General features: G+C 72.4%; 14 protein-coding genes. 9 read left to right on the top strand and 5 right to left on the bottom strand.

What is annotated here, in order from left to right; translation table 11 throughout:
* Window positions 1-91: 91 nt before the first annotated feature.
* The 5 genes from JSX79_RS10240 to JSX79_RS18670 all read left to right on the top strand — a co-directional run bounded on the left by JSX79_RS10240 (window position 92) and on the right by JSX79_RS18670 (window position 7163).
* Window positions 92-1315, top strand: coding sequence for a Gfo/Idh/MocA family protein (locus JSX79_RS10240; RefSeq protein WP_229086064.1), 1224 nt, complete (start codon window positions 92-94; stop codon window positions 1313-1315).
* Entirely contained in the window at window positions 1312-2316 is a 1005-nt protein-coding gene (locus JSX79_RS10235) for a sugar phosphate isomerase/epimerase (protein ID WP_229086062.1), read from the top strand. Before JSX79_RS10240 ends, JSX79_RS10235 begins: the two co-directional genes overlap by 4 nt.
* A gap of 175 nt (window positions 2317-2491) precedes the next feature.
* Complete coding sequence (locus tag JSX79_RS10230; RefSeq protein ID WP_083295231.1) at window positions 2492-3484, top strand: MoxR family ATPase; 993 nt, start codon at window positions 2492-2494, stop codon at window positions 3482-3484.
* Complete coding sequence (locus JSX79_RS10225) at window positions 3484-4815, top strand: DUF58 domain-containing protein (protein WP_071302792.1); 1332 nt, start codon at window positions 3484-3486, stop codon at window positions 4813-4815. The genes JSX79_RS10230 and JSX79_RS10225 overlap by 1 nt, the downstream gene beginning before the upstream one ends.
* Window positions 4812-7163, top strand: coding sequence for a DUF3488 and transglutaminase-like domain-containing protein (locus JSX79_RS18670; protein WP_229086061.1), 2352 nt, complete (start codon window positions 4812-4814; stop codon window positions 7161-7163). Before JSX79_RS10225 ends, JSX79_RS18670 begins: the two co-directional genes overlap by 4 nt.
* Before the next feature lie 116 nt (window positions 7164-7279).
* Here JSX79_RS18670 and JSX79_RS10215 read toward each other — a convergent pair whose 3' ends face one another.
* Complete coding sequence (locus JSX79_RS10215; RefSeq protein WP_070418152.1) at window positions 7280-7909, bottom strand: TetR/AcrR family transcriptional regulator; 630 nt, start codon at window positions 7907-7909, stop codon at window positions 7280-7282.
* Between the two features lie 284 nt (window positions 7910-8193).
* Entirely contained in the window at window positions 8194-8979 is a 786-nt protein-coding gene (locus JSX79_RS10210; protein ID WP_070418153.1) for a trimeric intracellular cation channel family protein, read from the bottom strand.
* 69 nt (window positions 8980-9048) lie between these two features.
* Here JSX79_RS10210 and efeU point away from each other — a divergent pair, with 69 nt between their 5' ends.
* From efeU to efeB, 3 genes are read left to right on the top strand one after another with little or no spacing between them, the layout of a single operon-like run.
* On the top strand, window positions 9049-10635 hold the full coding sequence (gene efeU, locus JSX79_RS10205; protein ID WP_229086059.1) for an iron uptake transporter permease EfeU: 1587 nt from the start codon (window positions 9049-9051) through the stop codon (window positions 10633-10635).
* Entirely contained in the window at window positions 10622-11845 is a 1224-nt protein-coding gene (efeO, locus tag JSX79_RS10200; RefSeq protein WP_229086057.1) for an iron uptake system protein EfeO, read from the top strand. Before efeU ends, efeO begins: the two co-directional genes overlap by 14 nt.
* The gene (gene efeB / locus JSX79_RS10195; protein WP_070418156.1) at window positions 11842-13167 is read left to right on the top strand and encodes an iron uptake transporter deferrochelatase/peroxidase subunit; all 1326 of its coding nucleotides are present in this window, start codon (window positions 11842-11844) and stop codon (window positions 13165-13167) included. The genes efeO and efeB overlap by 4 nt, the downstream gene beginning before the upstream one ends.
* 305 nt (window positions 13168-13472) lie before the next feature.
* On the opposite strand, the gene JSX79_RS10190 is transcribed toward efeB, so the two are convergent.
* The 3 genes from JSX79_RS10190 to JSX79_RS10180 form a co-directional block, all read right to left on the bottom strand.
* Complete coding sequence (locus JSX79_RS10190; RefSeq protein ID WP_229086056.1) at window positions 13473-15818, bottom strand: bifunctional UDP-sugar hydrolase/5'-nucleotidase; 2346 nt, start codon at window positions 15816-15818, stop codon at window positions 13473-13475.
* 94 nt (window positions 15819-15912) lie between these two features.
* A complete protein-coding gene (locus JSX79_RS10185) occupies window positions 15913-16836 on the bottom strand; it encodes a sugar phosphate isomerase/epimerase (RefSeq protein ID WP_229086055.1) in 924 nt (307 codons plus the stop codon).
* The gene (locus JSX79_RS10180) at window positions 16833-18002 is read right to left on the bottom strand and encodes a Gfo/Idh/MocA family protein (protein WP_071302785.1); all 1170 of its coding nucleotides are present in this window, start codon (window positions 18000-18002) and stop codon (window positions 16833-16835) included. Before JSX79_RS10180 ends, JSX79_RS10185 begins: the two co-directional genes overlap by 4 nt.
* A 64-nt stretch (window positions 18003-18066) precedes the next feature.
* On the opposite strand from JSX79_RS10180, the gene JSX79_RS10175 reads away from it, so the two are divergent.
* Window positions 18067-19509, top strand: a complete 1443-nt coding sequence (locus tag JSX79_RS10175) for a glucose-6-phosphate dehydrogenase (RefSeq protein WP_229086052.1) — start codon at window positions 18067-18069, stop codon at window positions 19507-19509.
* Window positions 19510-19521 lie beyond the last annotated feature (12 nt).

Genomic DNA, 19521 nt, shown 5'->3' with positions numbered 1-19521 from the left:
TCCTTGACAGGACATGGGTGGGTGCGTCTACAGTCTACCGACGCTCTCTGGAACGTTCCAGAGCCATCACCGACTTCTCGAGGGAGAGAACATGAGCGACAGCATCGGCGTCGCCGTCATCGGCGCCGGCATGGCCGGCAAAGCCCACATGGCCGCGTGGCGGAACGCACCGTCCCTGTTCGGTCACACGCTGCCGCCCGTCCGGCTCGTGTCGGTCGGCGACGTCTACGAACCGCTCGCGGCCGAGGCTGCGACGCGCTTCGGGTACGACCGGCACGACACCGACTGGCGAGCGATCGCCGAGGCCGACGACATCGACGTGGTGAGCGTCGTCGTCGCGAACACGCTGCACCGCGAGATCGTGGAGGGGCTCCTCGCGGCCGGCAAGCACGTGCTGTGCGAGAAGCCGCTCTCGGACTCGCTCGACGACGCCCGCGCGATGGCGTCCGCGGCCTCGCTCGCGGCCGGTCGTGGTCTCACCGCCCGCGTCGGTTTCACCTACCGACGCGCTCCCGGGCTCGCGGCGATCAAGCAGCTCGTCGAGGACGGCACCCTCGGTCGCGTCCTGCACGTCTCCGCGCGGTACTGGACGGACTACGGCTCCTCGCCCGACGTCCCGTTCTCGTGGCGCTTCGCAGGGGCCCCGGGGACCGGTGCACTCGCCGACGTCGGGTCGCACCTCGCGTACGTCGCCGAGTTCCTGGCCGGCGAGGTGCAGAGCGTCAACGGCGGCATGTTCACCACGGCCATCACCAAGCGGCCGATCGCCGCCGGGTTCGCCCTCCGTGGCCAGGCCGTCCCGTTGACCGGGGAGTTCGCCGACGTCGAGAACGACGACTACGCCACGTTCAACGCGCGCTTCGGCGACGGCTCGGTGGTCGGTTCGCTCGAGGTCTCCCGGGTCGCGACCTCGCACCCGAACGGCCTCGTCGTCGAGGTGTTCTGCGAGCGCGGCGCCGCACGCTGGGACCAGGAGCGCGCATCCGAGATCGGACTCGCGCTGCAGTCCGACGGCTCCCGTCTCGGCGGCTACCGTCAGGTCGTCCTCGGCCCGGACCACCCCTACGTCGCCGGCGGCATGGCGATGGACGCTCCCGGTGTCGGCTGGGGGCAGAACCAGATGTTCGAGTACCAGGCGCGTGCCTTCCTCGACGAGGTCGTGGGCAACACGGCCGACCCGCTGCCGGCGAACGCCACGTTCGACGACGGCGTCCACAACATGGAGATCCTCGACGCGGTGGCCCGGTCCGCCGCCGACGGAGGAGCAACCGTCGACCTCACCGCAGCGTCCGTCACCGGAGGAGCACACGCATGAAGCTCGGTCTCTACAACGCGATCTTCCACGACCGCCCGCTCGCCGCGGCGCTCGAGGCCATCGCGGGCAACGGCCTCACCGGCATCGAGCTGAACACCGGCGGGTTCCTGCCGCCGGTGCACGTGCCGAACGTCGACGAGATCCTCGACGACGACGCGGCGCGCGACGCCTTCCTCGCGCAGTTCGACGGGACCGGCGTCTCGATCGCCGGCCTGAACTGCAACGGCAACCCGCTGCACCCGGACCCGGCGATCGGGCCGAAGCACGCGGAGGACGTCCGCCGCAGCATCCGGCTCGCGGCCCGTCTCGGCCAGGACCGGGTCGTGACGATGTCGGGTCTCCCCGCGGGGGAACCCGGCGGCACCCGGCCGAACTGGATCGTGAACGCCTGGAACTCCGCCGCGCTCGACGTGATCGAGTACCAGTGGAGCGTCGCGGTACCGTTCTGGCAGGAGATCGACGCCCTCGCCCGCGAGCACGGGGTCAAGGTCGCGCTCGAGCTGCACCCGCAGAACGTCGTCTTCAACCCGGCCACGATCCGCGAGCTCGTCGAGCGCGGCGGGCTGACCAACGTGGGCGTCGAGCTCGACGCGTCGCACCTGTTCTGGCAGCAGATGGACCCGGTGGCGGTCGTCCGCGACCTCGGTCCGCTCGTGTTCCACGCCGCCGCGAAGGACGTCCGGATCAACCCGCAGGCGGCGATCAACGGCGTGCTCGACAACTCGTTCCGTCGGCTCTCGCCGGACGAGCCGCGCACGAACCTCGGCGGGGACGAGTGGGCGAACGAGTGGCCGAAGCCGTCTGCGTGGGACTTCGTCGCGCTCGGCAAGGGGCACGACGAGGCGTACTGGTCGGCGTTCCTCGAGGCCCTCCGCGAGGTGGACCCGGACATGTGGGTGAACATCGAGCACGAGGACACCGAGCTCGGGCGCGAGGAGGGCGTCGCCGTGGCGGCGCAGGTCCTGCTGGCCGCCGACGCGTCGCTGGCGGCTCGCGTCTGAGGTGCTGCGGGATCCGGACTGGAGGCGCGGATCGCGTGCGCTGATCGGCGCACGCGACCCGCGCCTCCAGTCCGTCGCCGTGTGTCCGGCGGCCCGGTCGGTGACGCATCCCCCGGTCCCTGTCACCGGGCCGTTGTAGCATGCACGACACCTGTCCTGAGCCGAGGAGGCCTGCGTGCCGGAACCGACCGACCCCGCCTTCCCGATCGAGCGCATCCGGGACGTCGGTGACGACATCACCGCCGCCGTCTCCACCGTCGTCGACGGCAAGACCGAGGCCATCCGCACCGCCCTGACGGTGATGCTGGCCGAGGGGCACCTGCTCGTCGAGGACGTCCCCGGCGTCGGCAAGACGGTGCTGGCCAAGGCGCTCGGCGCATCGGTCGGCGGGTCCGTGAACCGCATCCAGTTCACCTCGGACATGCTGCCGTCGGACGTCACCGGCGTGAACATCTTCGACCAGTCGTCCGGCACGTTCCGGTTCTCGCCGGGGCCGGTGTTCGCGAACGTCGTCATCGGCGACGAGATCAACCGCACGAGCCCGAAGACCCAGTCGGCGCTGCTCGAGGCGATGGCCGAGGCGCAGGTGACCGTGGACGGCGTGACGCGCAAGCTGGACAGCCCGTTCATGATCGTCGCGACGCAGAACCCGATCGACATGGAGGGCACGTACCCGCTGCCCGAGGCCCAGCGCGACCGCTTCATGGCCCGCCTGACGATGGGGTACCCGAGCGCCGACGCCGAACGGCAGATGCTGACGAACCGCGGTGGGGGCGACCCGCTGGCGCACCTCCGTCCGATCGTCGACGTGGACACCCTCCGCGACCTCATCCAGTCGGTGCGCACGGTCCACGTCGCGCCCGACGTCGAGGCGTACATCGTCGCGATCGTCCGGGCCACCCGCAGCCACCCCGACATCGTGCTCGGTGCCAGCCCGCGTGCCACGCTGCACCTCGCCTCGGCCGCCCGTGCCCACGCCGCCCTGCTCGGTCGTCCCTTCGTCACGCCGGACGACGTCGCCACGCTGGCGCCGGTCATCCTCGCGCACCGGCTCGTGCCGGTCGCCCGCGGCCTCGGCGGGACGGGCGACGACACCGTCCGCGACATCGTCGTGCGCATCGTGTCCGACACGGCCGTGCCGTTCACGGCGACCCCCGTCCGCTCCTGATGTCCGGGTCCCCGGCGCCGACGTCGCTCGCGCTGCGTGCCGGCGCCCTGCGCTCCGGGGCGCTCCGGTACGGGCGGCGGGGCCTCGCGCTGCTGCGCCGCACGCCGTTCCCCCGACCGACCGTGCGCGGCTGGACCGTGATCGCGGTCGGCATCGGGCTGATCGGCGGCGGGCTCGTGGGGACGACGAGCGTCGCGGTGTCCGCGGGGCTGCTGCTCCTCGTGCTCGTGGTGCTCGGCATCGTCATGGCGTTCGTCGTCGCCGCACCGCTGCGCGGCAGCCGGAGCACGGCGCGCGCGATCGTCCAGGTCGGCGAGGTGTACCGCGAGCGGATCACCCTCGGCGGGACGAGCCTGCCGATCGGCCCGCGGTCGATGCTCCTCGTGCGCGAACAGCTCGACGACGCCCTCGTCAGCATGTCCACCGCCGAGACGTACGCCGCCGTCGGGCCGAACCTGCCGCCGGCGGTGCTCGACGTCGAGGCCCTGGCGATGCACCGCGGGCGCAGCGTGGTCGGCCCGGTGACGATCCGCGTCGAGGACCCGTTCGGCCTGCTCCGCATCGACCGACCGGTGGTCGCCGCGGAAGAGGTCGTCGTCGTCCCGGCATCGACCCCGCTCGCGTCGCTCGACGCGGGTGCGCTCGCCGGAGCCGTCTCCGCCGACGAAGGCCGGGTGGGGCAGGGCGGGTCGGCGGACGACAGCGAGCTCCGCCCCTACCGCCCGGGTGACCCGATCCGCCGTGTGCACTGGGCCCAGAGCGCCCGCCGCGGGGAACTCCACGTCCGCCAGACCACACAGGCGCAGCCGCCGGAGGCCGTCATCGCCCTCGACGTCCGACGCGAGTCCTACCAGCGCCTCGGCCGCGACGACCTGGCCGAGCTCTCGGACCTCGGCGGCGACGCCGCGTTCGAGCACGCAGTCGTCGTCGCCGCGAGCGTCGCACGGGCACTGGCCGCACGGACCTCGCGCGTCGTGCTCGTCAGCGACGGACCGTCCGGCAGCACCCGGCACGCGGGGGACGCCGGCGGACTGACGGACGTGCTCGTGGGGCTCGCCGACGTCCGGGTCCGCTCCGACGCCCGCGAGGTCACCGAGGTCCTCCCGGACGTCCGCGGCCGCGACGTGCACGGCATGACCGCCGTCGTCACCGGCAACTGCACCGCCGAGCAGGCGGCCGAGCTCGTCTCCGCGACGACCGGGTCGAGCCGGGGGATCCTCGCGACCATCGTCCCGCCGGACCCGGTGGTGCGCGGCATCCTCGACCGCGGCGGGTGGCGGACCCTGGTGGTCCCGGTCGCCGGTGCCCACGCGCCCGGGAGCATCCGGTGAGCGGCGTCGCAACCCGTCCGGCCCCGCCCCGGGGCGAGGCGCGGAGCGAACCCGACCGACGGGTCGACCGACCGGACTCGCCGAGCCCGTGGGTCGTCGCACTCGCACCGGTGCCCGTCCTCATCGCCGCCCTCGCCATGCGTCCCCTCGTGCAGGGCGTCGCGTGGTGGGTGTCCGGCGTCCTCGTCGCCGCCGTCCTCGTCGGCACGATGCTCGCGGTCCGTCGTCGGGCGCCCGGGGTGCGGTTCGTGGCACTCGTCGCGGCGCTCGTGGTCTGCTCGTGCGCCGCTGCGGTCGTGAACGACGTCCAGCCACTCGGGTGGCTCGACCGGAACGGCGCGCTCGGCGAGACGCTCGCGGCGATCCGGCTGAACCCCGCACCGCTGCCGCAGTCCGACGCGATCCGGCTCATCGTCACGGTCGCGATCGGCTGGGTCGCCGGCGTCTCGCTGTTCCTCGCGGCCGTCGCCCCGACCGCCGCACTCGCCGCCGTCCCCGCGCTCGTGATCCTCATCGTGCCGGGCGTCGTCACCGGAGCCCCCGCGGCACCCGGGCTCGTGATCGCCACCGGCATCTCCTTCCTCGTCCTGCTCTGGCTCTCGGTGCGGCCGGTCCAACGGGCGTTCCCCGCCGCCGTCGTCGGGGCGATCGGACTCGTCGTCGCGGTGGGACTGCCCGCGATCGTGCCGCTCAACGCCAGCTGGTTGTCCGGCGTCACCGGGGCGATCCAGTCGCCCGTGCAGCCCGGGCGCCCCGGCACGTTGCTCAACCTCGGGCAGGACCTCCGGCAGCCGAACGAGCTCGAGGTGTTCCGCTACCGCTCGTCCGACGGTCGGCCGGAGTACCTGAAGCTCGCGAACCTCGACGAGTTCGGCACCGGCGACTGGGTGCCGACCACCACCGACGCCGCGAAGTCCGAGACCGCCGACCAGCAGCAGTGGGCGGTCGGCATCAACCCGCGGCTCTCCAGCCGCGGCGACGTCACGATCCGGGTCACCGGGCTGTCGAGCAACTACCTGCCCGTCCCCGCCGGCGCGGTCTCGATCGAGTCCCGCTCGACGAACCTCGACCTGTCGCAGTGGCGCTGGATGGGGGAGTCGAGCACGGTGCGTTCCACCGGCCCGGCCACCCCGCGCGGTGCCACCTACGAGGTGTACGGCGCCTCGACGTGGTCCGGCGAGTACCTCGACGCGATCGCCGGCTCCGGCCTGCTCGGACGTGCCGACGGCCGGGGGTTCGCGACCCCCTCGGCGAACCAGCTCCGGACCGACCGAGAGCTCCCCGACAAGCTGCCGGTCAGCATCGCGCGGACAGCGCAGCGCGTCGCGGGCAGCGCGGCCACCGACTACGAGAAGGGCCGTGCGCTCGAGCAGTGGTTCCGCAGCGACCTGTTCACGTACTCCGAGACCGCGCCGGTCGAACAGGGCTACGACGGTGACAGCATGGACGTCGTCGCGAAGTTCCTGCAGGTCCGCGAGGGCTACTGCGTCCACTTCTCCTCGGCGATGGCGGTGATGGCCCGCACGCTCGGCATCCCGTCGCGCATCGCGGTCGGCTACCGGGCGGGCTCCACGCAGGCCGACGGCGAGTACACGGTGTCGAACCGGCAGCTGCACTCGTGGCCGGAGCTCTACATCAAGGGCGCCGGCTGGGTCGCGTTCGAGCCGACGCCCGACTCCGACGCCGCCGCGACGCCCTCGACCGAGGCCACCTCCACCCCCTCGGCCGCCGCCCCGGAGACACCGCTGCCCGCCCCGGGCGAATCCGCTCCCGCCACGTCCGAGACGCCGACGCCGAGCGCGTCCGCCGTACCGGGTGCCGCCGGGTCGACCGGTGGTGGGGGCAACGGACCGCTCGGGCTCGCGGTGGGACTGGTGATCGCCGTGGCGCTCCTGGTGTCCCCGGCGCTCGTCCGGGCACTCCGCCGTCGGACACGACTCGGCGCGGTGCGATCGGGCAGGTCACCGGCGGTGAACGCCTGGCGTGAGGCGCTCGACGACGTCGCCGACCACGGCTACGCGCCGGGCCTCGCGCCGCCGGGTGACGCCGCAGCCGCAGCGCGGACGGCACGTGCGGTGCTCGGGCGGCTCCGGCCGTCGGTGCCGGCGACGGTGCTGCCGCACCTCGAGACGATCGTCGACGCGGTCGACCGGGAGCGGTTCGCCGCGGGCGGTGCGGCCTCGGTGGACGCTGCGGCGTTGCTCGCGGCGGTCCAGGAGGCACGGGTCGCCCTGGACGCCTCGGCCTCCGGTGCGCGGGTGCTCCGGTCGCGCCTGCTGCCGCCGAGCCTGCTGCCCTCGTCCGCGTGGTCGCACGAAGGGCGGCGCGCACGCCGCAGCGCGGCGTAGCCGCGCGTAGCGCCGCGCGCCGCGCGCTCGTAGCGTGCGAGGTTCCGCGCGTGGTGCGGGGCCCGCAGGGTCCCACCGCGCGCGGAACCTCGCACACTACGTCACCCGCCGCGGCGTCAGCGCCGGCGGATGACCGCCTCGACGAGGGCCGCGACGACCTCGCCCGGGTTCACCCCGGGCAGCGCCGCCGCATCGAACACGATCCCCACGTTCGCCCCGATGAGCACCCGGGAGAAGTCCTCGAGCGACATCCCCGCATCGATCTCCGGGTGCGCCCCGAACCACAGCTCCACGAGCTCGAACACGCCGTCCTGCAGCTCCCGCCGCTGCCGCACGAACTCGGGCAGGAACTCGGGGTGGCGCGTGGCGTACCCCCGGAACTCCGACAGCAGGGCGAACTGGCCGCTCTGGTCGTGCCGCCCGAACGCTGCCCGGACGACGTCGCCGATGTCCACCGCGGCGATGTCGGCGCGGACGAGTTCCCGCAGCGACCCGAGCACCAGGTTCGTCGCGCGCTGCATGACCTGCGCGACGAGGTCTTCCTTCGACGAGAAGTTCGAGTAGACGGCGCCCTTGCTGAACCCGGCGCGGGCGGCGACCTCGTCGAGCCGAGCCTCGTGCACGCCCTGCTCGGCGAAGACCTGGGCCCCGGCGGTGAGGAGTCGTTCCCGCACCTCGGCCCGCGGGGTCCGGGGCGTGGGCGAGCCGGTGACGGAGGGGCTGGGGTCGGAGGCGTCGTCGCTCATGGTTCCTGATTCGACGGGCCCGCCGTGATCCGTCGGGTCCGGCTTCGTCGGGCTGGCGTGGTGGTGGGTCACGACCATTGTGCTGGAGGCAGGGTGCGTCGGGAGACCTGCCGCGCCGCGCGTCTGATCCCGCGCGGCATCAGCGAAGCCCCCAACCACAGGTCCGTACGGAACCGGCGCGTTCGGGTCGCGTCGGTGCGCCAGCGGACCATGGATGCCGGGTCGATACCCGGCGGTACTGATTGTACGACCGAGCACCGACAGATGACAGCCCCTTCGCGGATTCAGCCGTCCGACGCGTCCGCGGGCCCCGACTCGTTCTCGTGGTGCACGCTCCCCGCGCCGGACCGTCGCCCCGGCCGTCGCAGCAACCGGATCGCGTCCGGTCGGAGCTTCCGGCCGCGCTGGAGCAGGGATCCGAGCGTGGACTTCGGCTGCCACTCACGACCGTTCGGCAGCCCCCAGCCGCGCCGGACCGCGCCCCACCGCAGCCCGAGGGAGAGCACGATCGCGGCGACGATGCCGATCGAGGGCGACCCGAGGTGCGATGCGACGACCATCACGGCGGACGCGGCGACGGCGACCGTGGCGTAGAGCGCGTTGCCGCCGAACACCGCCGGGACCCGGCGGAGCAGCAGGTCCCGCATCGCACCACCGCCGACCGCCGTGATCGTGCCCATGATGATCGCGGCCGGCCAGTCGAGCCCGGCGTCGAACGTCCGCTGCACCCCGACCACCGACCAGAAGCCGATGACCGCGGCGTCGAGCACGGTGAACAACCGGTCCCAGGTCAGCTCGGAGAACGACACGAAGAAGGCGATGAGCGCACCGGCGATCGCGACCGGCACGTACAGCGGGTCGACGAGCGCGACGGGCGGCCCGTTCTGCAACAGCGTGTCGCGGAGCATGCCGCCGCCGAGGCCGGACACGAACCCGACGACGAGGAACCCGAAGAGGTCGAAGTCCATCGTCCGCGCGAGCGATCCGCCGAGCAGCGCCGACGCGAACACCCCGGCCAGGTCGAGCACGTTCGTGACCGACGCCAGGCCATCGACGGACAGCAGGTTCATGAGAACCATCAAACATCACCGGCGGGAGGTGGCGGGTCGCGCGCTGGTTAGGTTAGCCTCACCTTTGCCATGCTCGCCACCCTCGTCATCGGCCTCCGTGAAGGCCTCGAAGCGACGCTCATTGTCGGCATCATCGCCGCGTTCCTCCGTCGCAACCGCGTCCCCCTCGCCCCCATGTGGTTCGGCGTCGGGGTCGCCGTGGTGCTCAGCATCGCCGTGGGCTTCGGCCTGCAGGTCGTCGAGCAGGCGCTCCCGCAGGCCCAGCAGGAGGGCATGGAGGCGATCATCGGCATCGTCGCCGTCGTCTTCGTGACGGGCATGATCGTCTGGATGCGCACCCACGCGCGGACGCTCACGACCGAGCTCGAGGCGAGCGCGACCGAGGCCCTCGGCCGTGGCACCGCCTGGGCCCTCGCCGGCATGGCCTTCCTCGCCGTCCTCAAGGAGGGCTTCGAGACCGCAGTCTTCCTGCTCGCCACGTTCCAGGCGTCGTCGGACACCGGGCTCGCGGCGCTCGGTGCGGTCATCGGCATCGCGGGCGCCGTGGTCGTCGGGTACGGCATCTACACCGGCGGCGTCCGGCTGAACCTGTCGAAGTTCTTCACCGGCACGGGGATCTTCCTCGTGTTCGTCGCCGGCGGCCTCGTGCTGACCGTGCTCCGCCGCGCGCACGAGGCCGGCTGGGTCGTGATCGGGCAGCAGCGCACGGTCGACCTCAGCTGGCTCGCGCCGAACGGATCCGTGCAGGGTGCCCTCGTCACCGGCGTCCTCGGCATCCCGCCGGACCCCCGGGTCATCGAGGTGCTCGGCTGGGTGCTCTACGTCGTCCCCGTCCTCGCGATCTCCCTCTGGCCGCGTGCCTGGCGTCCGTCCCGCGGACGGGTCCCCGCCGTGCGACTCGGCATCGCCGGTGTCCTCGCCGTCGCCGCTGCGACCCTGGCGATCGCGGTCCCGACCGGAGGCGTTGACCTCCCGTCCACGACCGCCGTGACCGGCGGCGGCTCCGTCACCGCGTCCGTCGACGGGACGACCGCGAGCATGCGCACCAGCGGCACGGGCCAGGAGGCGCGGTTCGCCTTCCCGGCGTCGACCCACCGGAGCGTCACCCGCGCGGGCGTGACCGCCGACCGCTGGCGGCGGACCGAGGACGGGTCGGCCGCGCAGCGGCCGTCGAGCCTGACGCTCGACGACCTCGTCGACCTGTTCGGTCGCGTCCCCGTCGGGATCTCACCGAGCACGAACCCCGGGCCGTTCTCGGCGCGCTGGGCCGTCCGCGACACCGTCAGCCTCTGGACCGTCCGGGGTGGCGTCCTGGACGCGAGCCGCACGGAACGCACCGTGCTCACGCTGAGCGGTGGGGGCCTCCCGTCCGCTCGCACCACGACCCTGGACCGCACCGTCTGGTCCGTGCCGGACGCCCGCGTCCAGCAGGCCGCCACCGCGGTGGCGGCCGCGGACACCCGCTCCGCCGAGCTGCTGCTCTGGAAGGCCTGGCTGCCGATCGCCCTGGGCGTCGCCGCCGCTGCCCAGGCGTTGCTCGCCCTCCGCGACCGCCGTCGGCGGCCGGAGCCGACGACCACCACCCCCGAAACCGACCCGTCACGCGGCCCACCCGCGGACGACCCCACGAGGAGCCCTGAGTATGCCGTTCGGTAGGACTGCCCGCCCCCTGACCACCCTCGGCGCCCTCGGCGTCGTCACCGCCCTCGCCCTGACCGGTTGCGCGAACTCGTCCACGTCGGCGGGTGACACCGCGAGCAGCTCCGGCAAGGTCTCCCGCGTCTCGGTCACACTGACGAACGACGGCTCCGACAAGTGCGCCGTGTCGACCACGAAGGTCCCCGCCGGTCCGGTCACGTTCACGGTGAAGAACGAGTCGTCGACCGCGATCACCGAGGTCGAGCTGCTGCAGGACCAGCGCATCCTCGGCGAGAAGGAGAACCTCGCGCCCGGGCTGGCCGCTGTCACGTTCACCGCCACGCTCACCGGCGGCAAGTACCAGGTGTACTGCCCCGGCGCCGACCAGGAGCTCACCGACTTCACCGTCACCGGCAAGGTGACCTCGACGGCGAACAGCAGCGCCGCGACCCTCCTCGACGAGGGCACGAAGGGCTACGCCGAGTACGTCGACGGCCAGGTCACCGACATGGTCGCCGCGGTCGAGCAGCTGCAGAAGGACATCGACGCGGGTGACCTCGCCGCCGCGAAGACCGACTACGCGAACGCCCGCCCGTTCTACGAGCACGTCGAGAGCGACGTCGACGGCTTCGTGAAGAAGGGCTTCAAGGCCACCGACAACGCCGGCAACCTCGACTACCTCATCGACATGCGCGCCTCGAACCTCGACCCGGCCGTCGGCTGGAGCGGGTTCCACGCGGTCGAGAAGGACCTGTTCGAGGCCGGGGCGATCACCGCCTCGACCAAGCAGACCGCCGCCGACCTGACCGAGAACGTGCAGCTGCTCGCGAAGCTCGTGCCGACACTCGACTACAAGCCGGAGGACCTCGCCAACGGTGCCGCCGGCCTGCTCGAGGAGGTCCAGTCGAACAAGATCACCGGCGAGGAGGAGGCGTACAGCCACATCGACCTCGTCGACCTCGCCGCGAACGTGGAGGGCGCCCGCCAGGCCTTCGCGTACCTCAAGCCGGGCCTGACGAAGCTCGACCCGACGCTGACGAAGCAGATCGCGACGCAGTTCGACCGCACGAACACGCTCATGGACGGCTACCGCAACGCCGACGACCTCGGCGGCTTCGACACGTGGGACGCCGCGACCAAGGCCTCGGACGCGAACACGATCTCGCAGCAGGTCCAGGCGCTGCAGGACCCGCTGTCCCGCCTCGCCGAGAAGGTCGCCACCGCGTGACGACCCCGCACGACGAGCCGGCCCGCGACGGGACGGGCCCCGCGCCCCTCTCCCGCCGCGGGCTCCTCGGCGCCGGCGTGACCGCCGGTGTCGCTGCGGCCGGAGCCGGCCTCGGCGCCGCCGCCGGGGTCGCCGGTGCCACGGCAGCGACCGGGGTGAACCCGTTCACCGCGGCGACGAACGGCGACGAGTCGATCGACCTCTCGCGGAGCCACCCGTTCTACGCAACCGCCGCCCGGCAGCCGCAGGGCGGGGTGCAGACCGCTCCGCAGCGGTACTGCGTGTTCATGACGTTCGACATGTCCTCGACGGTCCGGACCGACCTGCAGGTGCTCCTCGCCCGCTGGTCGGCGTCGATCGCGCAGCTGCAGGCCGGGAAGACCGTCGGCAGCGTCGAACCCGCCCACGGCGACGGCGTCGGTGCGGACACGGGGGAGGCGCTCGACCTCGGTCCCGCGTCCCTGACGGTCACCGTCGGCCTCGGCCCGGGGCTCTTCGACGAACGCTTCGGTCTCGCGTCGAAGAAGCCGGCGCACCTCGCCGCGATCCCGACGCTGCCGAGCGACAACCTCGACCGTGCCCTCACCGGCGGCGACCTGTCGTTGCAGGCCTGCGCGGACGACCCGCAGGTGGCCTACCACGCGGTCCGTGACCTCGCCCGGATGGCCCGCGGCACCGCGACCGTGCGGTGGACGGTGCTCGGCTTCGGTCGCGCCTCGGCCGGGCCCGACCAGTCCACGCCCCGCAACCTCATGGGGTTCAAGGACGGCACCCGGAACATCACCACCGACGAGGACTACGACCGCTTCGTCTGGGTCGACGAACCGGGGTCCGGGGCCGGCTGGATGCGCGGCGGCACGTACCAGGTCGTGCGGAAGATCCGGATGAACATCGAGATCTGGGACGCGGACGTCGTCAGCGACCAGCAGCGGGTGTTCGGCCGCACGAAGATCGAGGGCGCACCGCTCTCCGGCGGCTCGGAGCACACCACGCCCGACTTCCACGCGACGGCGTCGGACGGCACGACGAAGATCGACCCGACGTCGCACATCGCGCTCGCGGCCCACGAGGCGAACGGCGGCGTGAAGATCCTGCGGCGCCCGTACAACTACACCGACGGGCTCAACCAGTACGGTCAGCTCGACGCCGGGCTGCTCTTCGCGGCGTACATGAACGACCCGGAGCACTTCACGACGCTGCAGCGGAAGCTCGGTGCCTCCGACCGGCTCAACGAGTACGTCTCGCACATCGGGAGCGGCGTGTTCGCCGTCCCGCCGGCTCCGCGCAAGGGCTCGTACATCGGCGAGCAGCTCTTCCGCTGAGGAAGTGAGATGGGTGCCCTCCGTCGTTTCCCTGGAGACGGAGAGCACCCGCGTCGCGGAGTCCCCCGGGCGGAACCACCGTCCGGGATGAGAGGCGACCCAGCGCGACGCGTCGCGATGCGACAGGGCTGAGCGTACCCCGCCGATCGCCGGTACAGCAGGGAAGTACCGTGATGGGACAAGCGTCGCGGGCCACCCGCGGACGGGCGCCGACGCTGCGGACCGGCACCGCGCCTCCTGGACCCACGAGAACGGGCCGTCCCACCTGGGTGGGACGGCCCGTTCTCCTGCCTGGAGGCGCGGCGTCAGTCCGTCAGGTCCGTCGCCTCGCGCTCGGCGCGCTTCCGACGCGCGAGCACCAGCGCCACGAGGCCCGCGAGGAGCAGGAGGCCGGCTGCGATGGCCGGGGCCGCGATGTCGGCACCGGTGTACGCGAGCGCTCCGCCGGCGTTCGCCGGGACCGTGCCGTCGACGACGCCGTCACCGTCGGTGTCGACACCGACCGCACCGTCGTCATCGCCACCGGCGCCCGGGGTACCCGGCGTGCCGGGGTCGGTCGGGTCCGTGGGGTCAGCGGGGTCGGTCGGGTCCACGGCCGCGGCGACGGGGATCGTCACCGCGAGCGTGATCGTCTGCCCGTTCGGCAGCGTGACGACGAGGGGCTCGTCGGTCGTGGCGGCCGGGGCCACGGCTGCCGCGAGGGTCGTCGTGCCGGCTGCCCGGCCGAGTGCGGTCGCGGGGTCCGTGGTCCCGCCGGGGACGAGGAACGACAGCGTCGCCTGTCCCTGCTCGTCCGTCGTGTCGACGATCGTCGTGTCGACCGTCGCGCGGTCGAGTTCCTTCCCGCCGGCGCTGACGGTGACCGTGCCGCCCTGGTCGGGTTCGTTGCTGAACGTCAGCGAGGAGAGCTCGATGGTGACCCGGTCACCGGGCTGGAACCCGCCGTCCGGGGTCGCCGTCGTGCGGATGCCGGTGGAGCGCTGGTCGTGGGCGACCGTCACCGTGGGGTCCGCGCGGAAGTACTCGACCTGCGCCTCGAGGTCGACCTTGCCGCTGTCCTGCTTCGCTGCCGCCTGCTTGAACGCGGCGAAGTTGTCGCCGCCGCCCGCGAGGAACGAGTTGACGGTGACCTTGTAGGTCGTGTCCGAGTCGATCGCCGTTCCGTCGAGGGTCATCGTGGTGATGCGCGAGCCGGCCGGAGCACCCGGGTCGTACGTGTACGCGAAGCCGTCCGAAGCGCCGAGCTTGAGGAACGGCCGGCTCGACCCGGAGGGCTGCCACTGCTGTTCGAGCGCCTGCCGGATCTGCGCGCCGGTCAGGTCGAGGACGACGAGCGTGTTGGCGAAGGGCTGGACGACCGCGGCCTCCTTGTAGGTGACCGTGCCCGACGCGATGTCGGCCCGGAGCCCACCGGGGTTCATGAACGCGATCTGCGAGCCCTGGCGGGTCGTCGCGGCGCGCTGCACCTCGGCGACGAAGTTCCCCAGCGTGGACTCGCCGCCGCGGTTCTCGGAACCGTTGCGCTGCTTCGCACGGCCCAGGTCGCGGTCGACCGTGCCGAGCTCGACCGCACCGAGGACCTCGGCCTCGGCAACCGCGTCGTCGACGGTGGCCTGCACGTCGGCGTCGGGCGTGAAGGTCCCGTCGACGAGCCGGATGTTCTCCGCGACGGTCGACGTGACGGTGCCGTCCGCCGCGACGGTGAGCTGCACGTGTCCGAGGTTGAAGCCGTACGAGCCGGTCTGGATCACCGGGCGGGTGGCCGGACCGTCGCCGACCTTCGCCTGGTGCACGTACGTCTGGTGGGTGTGCGCGGAGAGGATCGCCGAGACGCGGGGGTCCACGTCGCGGACGGCACGGGCGAAGTCGGAGTCGCCGTCGAGGTCCGTCGCAGCAGCGGACTCGGCACCGTCGTGCACGAGCAGGACGAGGACGTCGGCCTCGCCGTTGCCCTCGACGCCGTCGGTGAGGTCCGCTGCGACCTTGTTCACCTCGGTCGTGATGTCGCCCATCTCGAGGCCCTCGATGCCGGCCGGGCTCACGAGGCCCTGTCCGACGAGGTCGACCGTGGCACCGATGAACCCGACGCGCTTGCCGCTGATCTCCTCGATCGCGTACGGGTCGAACGCGGGCTCACCCGTCGCGGTGTCGAGGATGTTCGCCGAGACGTAGTCCCACTGCGCGTTCCGGTCGCCCTGGGGTCCGATGACGCGGTCGCGCAGGTCGTCCTGCCCCTTGTCGAGCTCGTGGTTCCCGATGGCACTGACGGCGAGGTCCATCTGGTTGAGGACGTCGATCGTCGGCTGGTCGTCCTGGATGAAGGACTCGAACGTCGATCCGCCGATGTTGTCGCCAGAGCTGACGAACGCGGACGTCGTCGGGTCCGGCCCGCGGAGCTGCTCGAGTGCACCCGCCAGGGTCGCGGCACCGGCGGCGTCGCCGTCGCGCGGGGTCGGCTTGCCGTCGGTCTGCGAGATCGACTGTGCGATGCGGCCGTGGAAGTCGTTGACGTCGTAGAGGTCGATCGTGGTGTCCCCGTCGGCGGCGATGGCAGCGGACGGGACGGACAGGGCGACGAGCACGCCGGCGGTGGCGAGTGCTGCGCCGCCGACGAGGCGCCGTCGTCGGCGCGGGGAGGTGTGAGCGTTCATCGCCCAAGAACCTATGAAGTCGTACAGCCGACGCGCCAGGGTATGCCGCAACACGTCACGTGTTGTTCACACACGCAACACGGGCACGCACGCCTCATTCGACGGCGATGAGGGGCCGCAGCGTGCGGTGGGCGATCCGGAGCCCTTCGAGGACCTTCTCGTCGGTCCCGCCCCACAGCGGGTCCTCGTGCTCGACGCTCAGGGTGCCGTCGAAGCCGGCCTCGTACAGCCGGTCGACCACGTGCGGCCAGTCCACGATCCCGCGACCGGGGACCCGGAAGCGCCACCAGCCCATGTCCCACGGGTCGTCGCCCTTGTCGACCTTGCCGAAGAACCCGTACTCGTCGCGCTTGCGCGGGAAGAGCTCGACGTCCTTCGCCTGCGCGTGCACGATGTGCTCGGCGAACGGCAGGATCGTCTCGAGCGGGTCGATGCCGATCCAGGTGAGGTGCGAGGGGTCCCAGTTCAGGCCGAAGCCGAGCCCGGTGACCCAGTCCCAGAGCTCGGGGGAGTACGCGAGGTTGCCCGGGTACCCGTCCGGGTGCCAGCCCTCCATCACGCAGTTCTCGATGATCAACCGCACGCCGCGTTCGCCGGCGTGGTCGACGAGCTCCGGCAGCACCTGGTCACCCAGGCGCATGTTCTCGCGCACCGACTTGCTGTTGTCGCGGCCGATGAACGTGCCGACGTACGGCACCCCGAGCACCTGGGCGGCGTCGATCGCGTGGAACAGGTGCTCCTTGATCTCGGCCCGGCGGTCGAGGTCCTGGTGCAGGTTGTTCTCGTAGTAGGCGAAGGCCGAGATCTCGAGCCCGGTGCGGTCCAGCAGCTCCCGCGTGGCCTGGGCGTCGTCGTCCGTGAAGGTGGCCACGGGCAGGTGCGCCGCCTCGAAGTCACGCCCGCCGGTGCCGGGCCAGACGCCGACCTCGAGGCGCTCGTACCCCTGCTGCTGGGCGAACGCGGCGATGCGGTCGAGCGACCACCCGGGCAGGCAGGCCGTCAGCATCCCGAGCTTCACCGGATCTCCCCCCACGTGCCGTCGGCTGCGCTGCCGACGACGGCGTCGATGATGTGGGCCGACCGGGCGCCGTCCGCGAAGGTCGGGAGTCCCTCGGGCCACCCGTCCGGGTCGGGTCCGCTCCGGACCGCTTCGTAGGTGTCGGCGACGAACGCGGCGAACGCGTCGAGGTAGCCCTGTGGGTGCCCCGACGGCACCACGGCCAGGCGCCGCTGGTCCGGCACGCCGAGCGACGGGTCGCGGACGACGATCTGCGCGCCGCGTTCGTTCCCGAACCACGCCGACTCGGGCTGCTCCTGGTCGAAGGCGGCGGACCCGCGGGTGCCGTCGACCTCGAACCACAGCCGGTTCTTCCGCCCGGAGGCCACCTGGGAGATGACCACGTTGCCGATGCGACCGGTGCCGGTCCGGAAGGTCGCGACCGCGGTGTCCTCGGTGGTGACCTCGGCGCGCTGCGAGGCGTCGGCCACCGGGTCGGGGTCGGGGGAGCCGGAGAACGACGGGCCGGACGCCGCCGGACGCGTCGGGTAGACGATGTCGGTCGCGGCCGAGACCGAGGCGAAGCGCTCGCCCGTGACGAACTCGACCAGGTCGCACCAGTGCGAGCCGATGTCGGCGAACGCCCGCGAGAGGCCGCCGGAGCCCGCGTCGACCCGCCACGACGAGGCGTCCTCGTCGAGCATCCAGTCCTGCAGGTAGTGGCCGTGGACGGCGAGCACGCGCCCCAGGTCGCCGTCGGCGATGCGTCCGCGGATCTCCCGGATGATCGGGTGGTACCGGTACACGAACGGCACGGTGGCCACGACGCCGGCCAGCCGCGCGGCCTCGACCAGTTCGTCGGCCTCGGTGGCGTCGATGGCGAGCGGCTTCTCGCACACGACGTTGATCCCGGCGCGGATGACCGCGAGGGCCTGCGGGTGGTGCTGGTCGTTCGGCGTGCAGACGTGCACGACGTCGGGAGCGTCCGCGATCACTTCGTCGAGCGAGGCGTACCCGCGGGGGAGGTCGAGCTGGGCGGCGACCTGCTCGGAACGGGACGGACTCCGGCCGAGCACCCCGAGGACCTCGGCGCCGGCCGCGCGGGCGGCCCGCGCGTGCACGCCGGCGATCATGCCGGTCCCGACCACGGCGACGCGCAGGCGTCGCCCTCCGTACCCACTGCTCATGGTGCTCCCTCGCGCCGGACTGGACCCCACCGTACCGACGTCTCCCGGCCACACGCCGGAACGCATGAGTACGTTCTGGGGCATGTCGAGCCTCCAGACCTCCCTGCTCATCCTCGGTGCCAGCGGCGACCTGTCCAAGCGGCTCCTGCTCCCAGGGCTGGCCACCCTCCTCGAGGTGAAGGACGACTGGGACGTCCAGCTCGTCGGAGCCGGCGTGGAGGACATCTCGGACGCCGACTGGAAGGCGCAGGTCCGCGAGTCCTTCGAGAACGCGCAGGCGTCGAAGAACGAGGAGGACGAGGGGGCTGCCGACGGCGGTGAGCGCCTCAGCGAGCGGCTCCTCGGCGTCATCGACGCCTCGACCTACCGCAAGGCCGACGTCACCGACGCCGACGACCTCCGGACCCTGCTCGGCGAGTGCCGGTACGACCCCGCGATCTACTTCGCCCTGCCGCCCGCCGTCACCGAGAAGAGCTGCGAGGTGCTCAAGGACCTGGACCTGCCGTCCGGGACGCGCCTGGCGCTCGAGAAGCCGTTCGGCACCGACGCCGAGAGTGCCGAGCACCTCAACGACGTGCTGCACTCGTTCCTCCCCGAGGAGCGCATCCACCGGGTCGACCACTTCCTCGGCCGGTCCACCGTGCTGAACCTGCTCGGCCTCCGCTTCGCGAACCGCATCATCGAGCCGCTGCTGTCGTCCGCGCACGTCGCCCGCGTCGACATCGTCTACGACGAGACGCTCGGACTCGAGGGGCGTGCGCGCTACTACGACAAGGCGGGTGCGCTCGTCGACATGATCCAGAGCCACCTGCTCCAGGTGATGGCCGTGGTCGCGATGGAGGCGCCGGCGTCGATCGACGCGGACGACCTGCGCACCCAGAAGGAGCTCGTGCTCCGTGCCGTCCGACCGTGGGGCGGCGACGTCGTCGCGGCGGGCAAGCGCGCCCGGTACACCGCGGGCACGATCGGCGACCGCTCGCTGCCGTCGTACGCCGACGAGGAGGGCGTGGACCCGTCCCTCGGGACCGAGACGCTCGCGCAGCTCACCCTCGAGATCGCGAACTGGCGCTGGGCCGGGGTGCCCTTCACGCTGCGGTCCGGCAAGGCCCTCGCCGAGCAGCGCCGCGAGATCGTGATCACCTTCAAGGACTCGCCGCACGTGCCGGTCGGCCTGCACGGTGCGGAACTGCCCGACCGGCTCCGGATCTGGATCGCACCGGACGAGATGCAGCTCGAGCTCAACGTCAACGGCGCCGGCGACCCGTACACGATCGACCACACGAGCCTCGACGTGACGTTCAACCCCGGACGCCTCAGTGCCTACGGCGAGGTGCTCGCCGGGGTGCTCGAGGGCGACGCCACCCTGTCCGTCCGCGGGGACAGCGCCGTGCAGGGCTGGAAGGTCGTCGAGCCGTTCCTGCAGGCCTGGCGCAGCGGGAAGGCCCCGCTCGACGAGTACCCGGCAGGCTCCGAGGGGCCCGGTTCCTGGGACAACATCGACTGCTGACGGACCGCGCGG

The sequence above is a fragment of the Curtobacterium sp. GD1 genome (assembly GCF_020882855.1).
Taxonomy (GTDB): Bacteria; Actinomycetota; Actinomycetes; order Actinomycetales; family Microbacteriaceae; genus Curtobacterium.
Note: the sequence above shows the minus strand (reverse complement) of the source record. Positions and strands in the feature narration are given on the sequence as shown.

Bases quoted from the DNA above. Each gene is read 5' to 3' on its own strand.
- JSX79_RS10210 (WP_070418153.1), bottom strand. From the start codon at position 8,979: ATGAACCTGCTGTCCGTCGATGGCCTGGCGTCGGTCACGAACGTGCTC.
- JSX79_RS10175 (WP_229086052.1), top strand. From the start codon at position 18,067: ATGAGTACGTTCTGGGGCATGTCGAGCCTCCAGACCTCCCTGCTCATC.
- efeO (WP_229086057.1), top strand. From the start codon at position 10,622: ATGCCGTTCGGTAGGACTGCCCGCCCCCTGACCACCCTCGGCGCCCTC.
- JSX79_RS10225 (WP_071302792.1), top strand. From the start codon at position 3,484: ATGTCCGGGTCCCCGGCGCCGACGTCGCTCGCGCTGCGTGCCGGCGCC.
- JSX79_RS10240 (WP_229086064.1), top strand. From the start codon at position 92: ATGAGCGACAGCATCGGCGTCGCCGTCATCGGCGCCGGCATGGCCGGC.
- JSX79_RS10215 (WP_070418152.1), bottom strand. From the start codon at position 7,909: ATGAGCGACGACGCCTCCGACCCCAGCCCCTCCGTCACCGGCTCGCCC.
- JSX79_RS10190 (WP_229086056.1), bottom strand. From the start codon at position 15,818: ATGAACGCTCACACCTCCCCGCGCCGACGACGGCGCCTCGTCGGCGGC.
- JSX79_RS10235 (WP_229086062.1), top strand. From the start codon at position 1,312: ATGAAGCTCGGTCTCTACAACGCGATCTTCCACGACCGCCCGCTCGCC.
- efeU (WP_229086059.1), top strand. From the start codon at position 9,049: ATGCTCGCCACCCTCGTCATCGGCCTCCGTGAAGGCCTCGAAGCGACG.
- JSX79_RS10180 (WP_071302785.1), bottom strand. From the start codon at position 18,002: ATGAGCAGTGGGTACGGAGGGCGACGCCTGCGCGTCGCCGTGGTCGGG.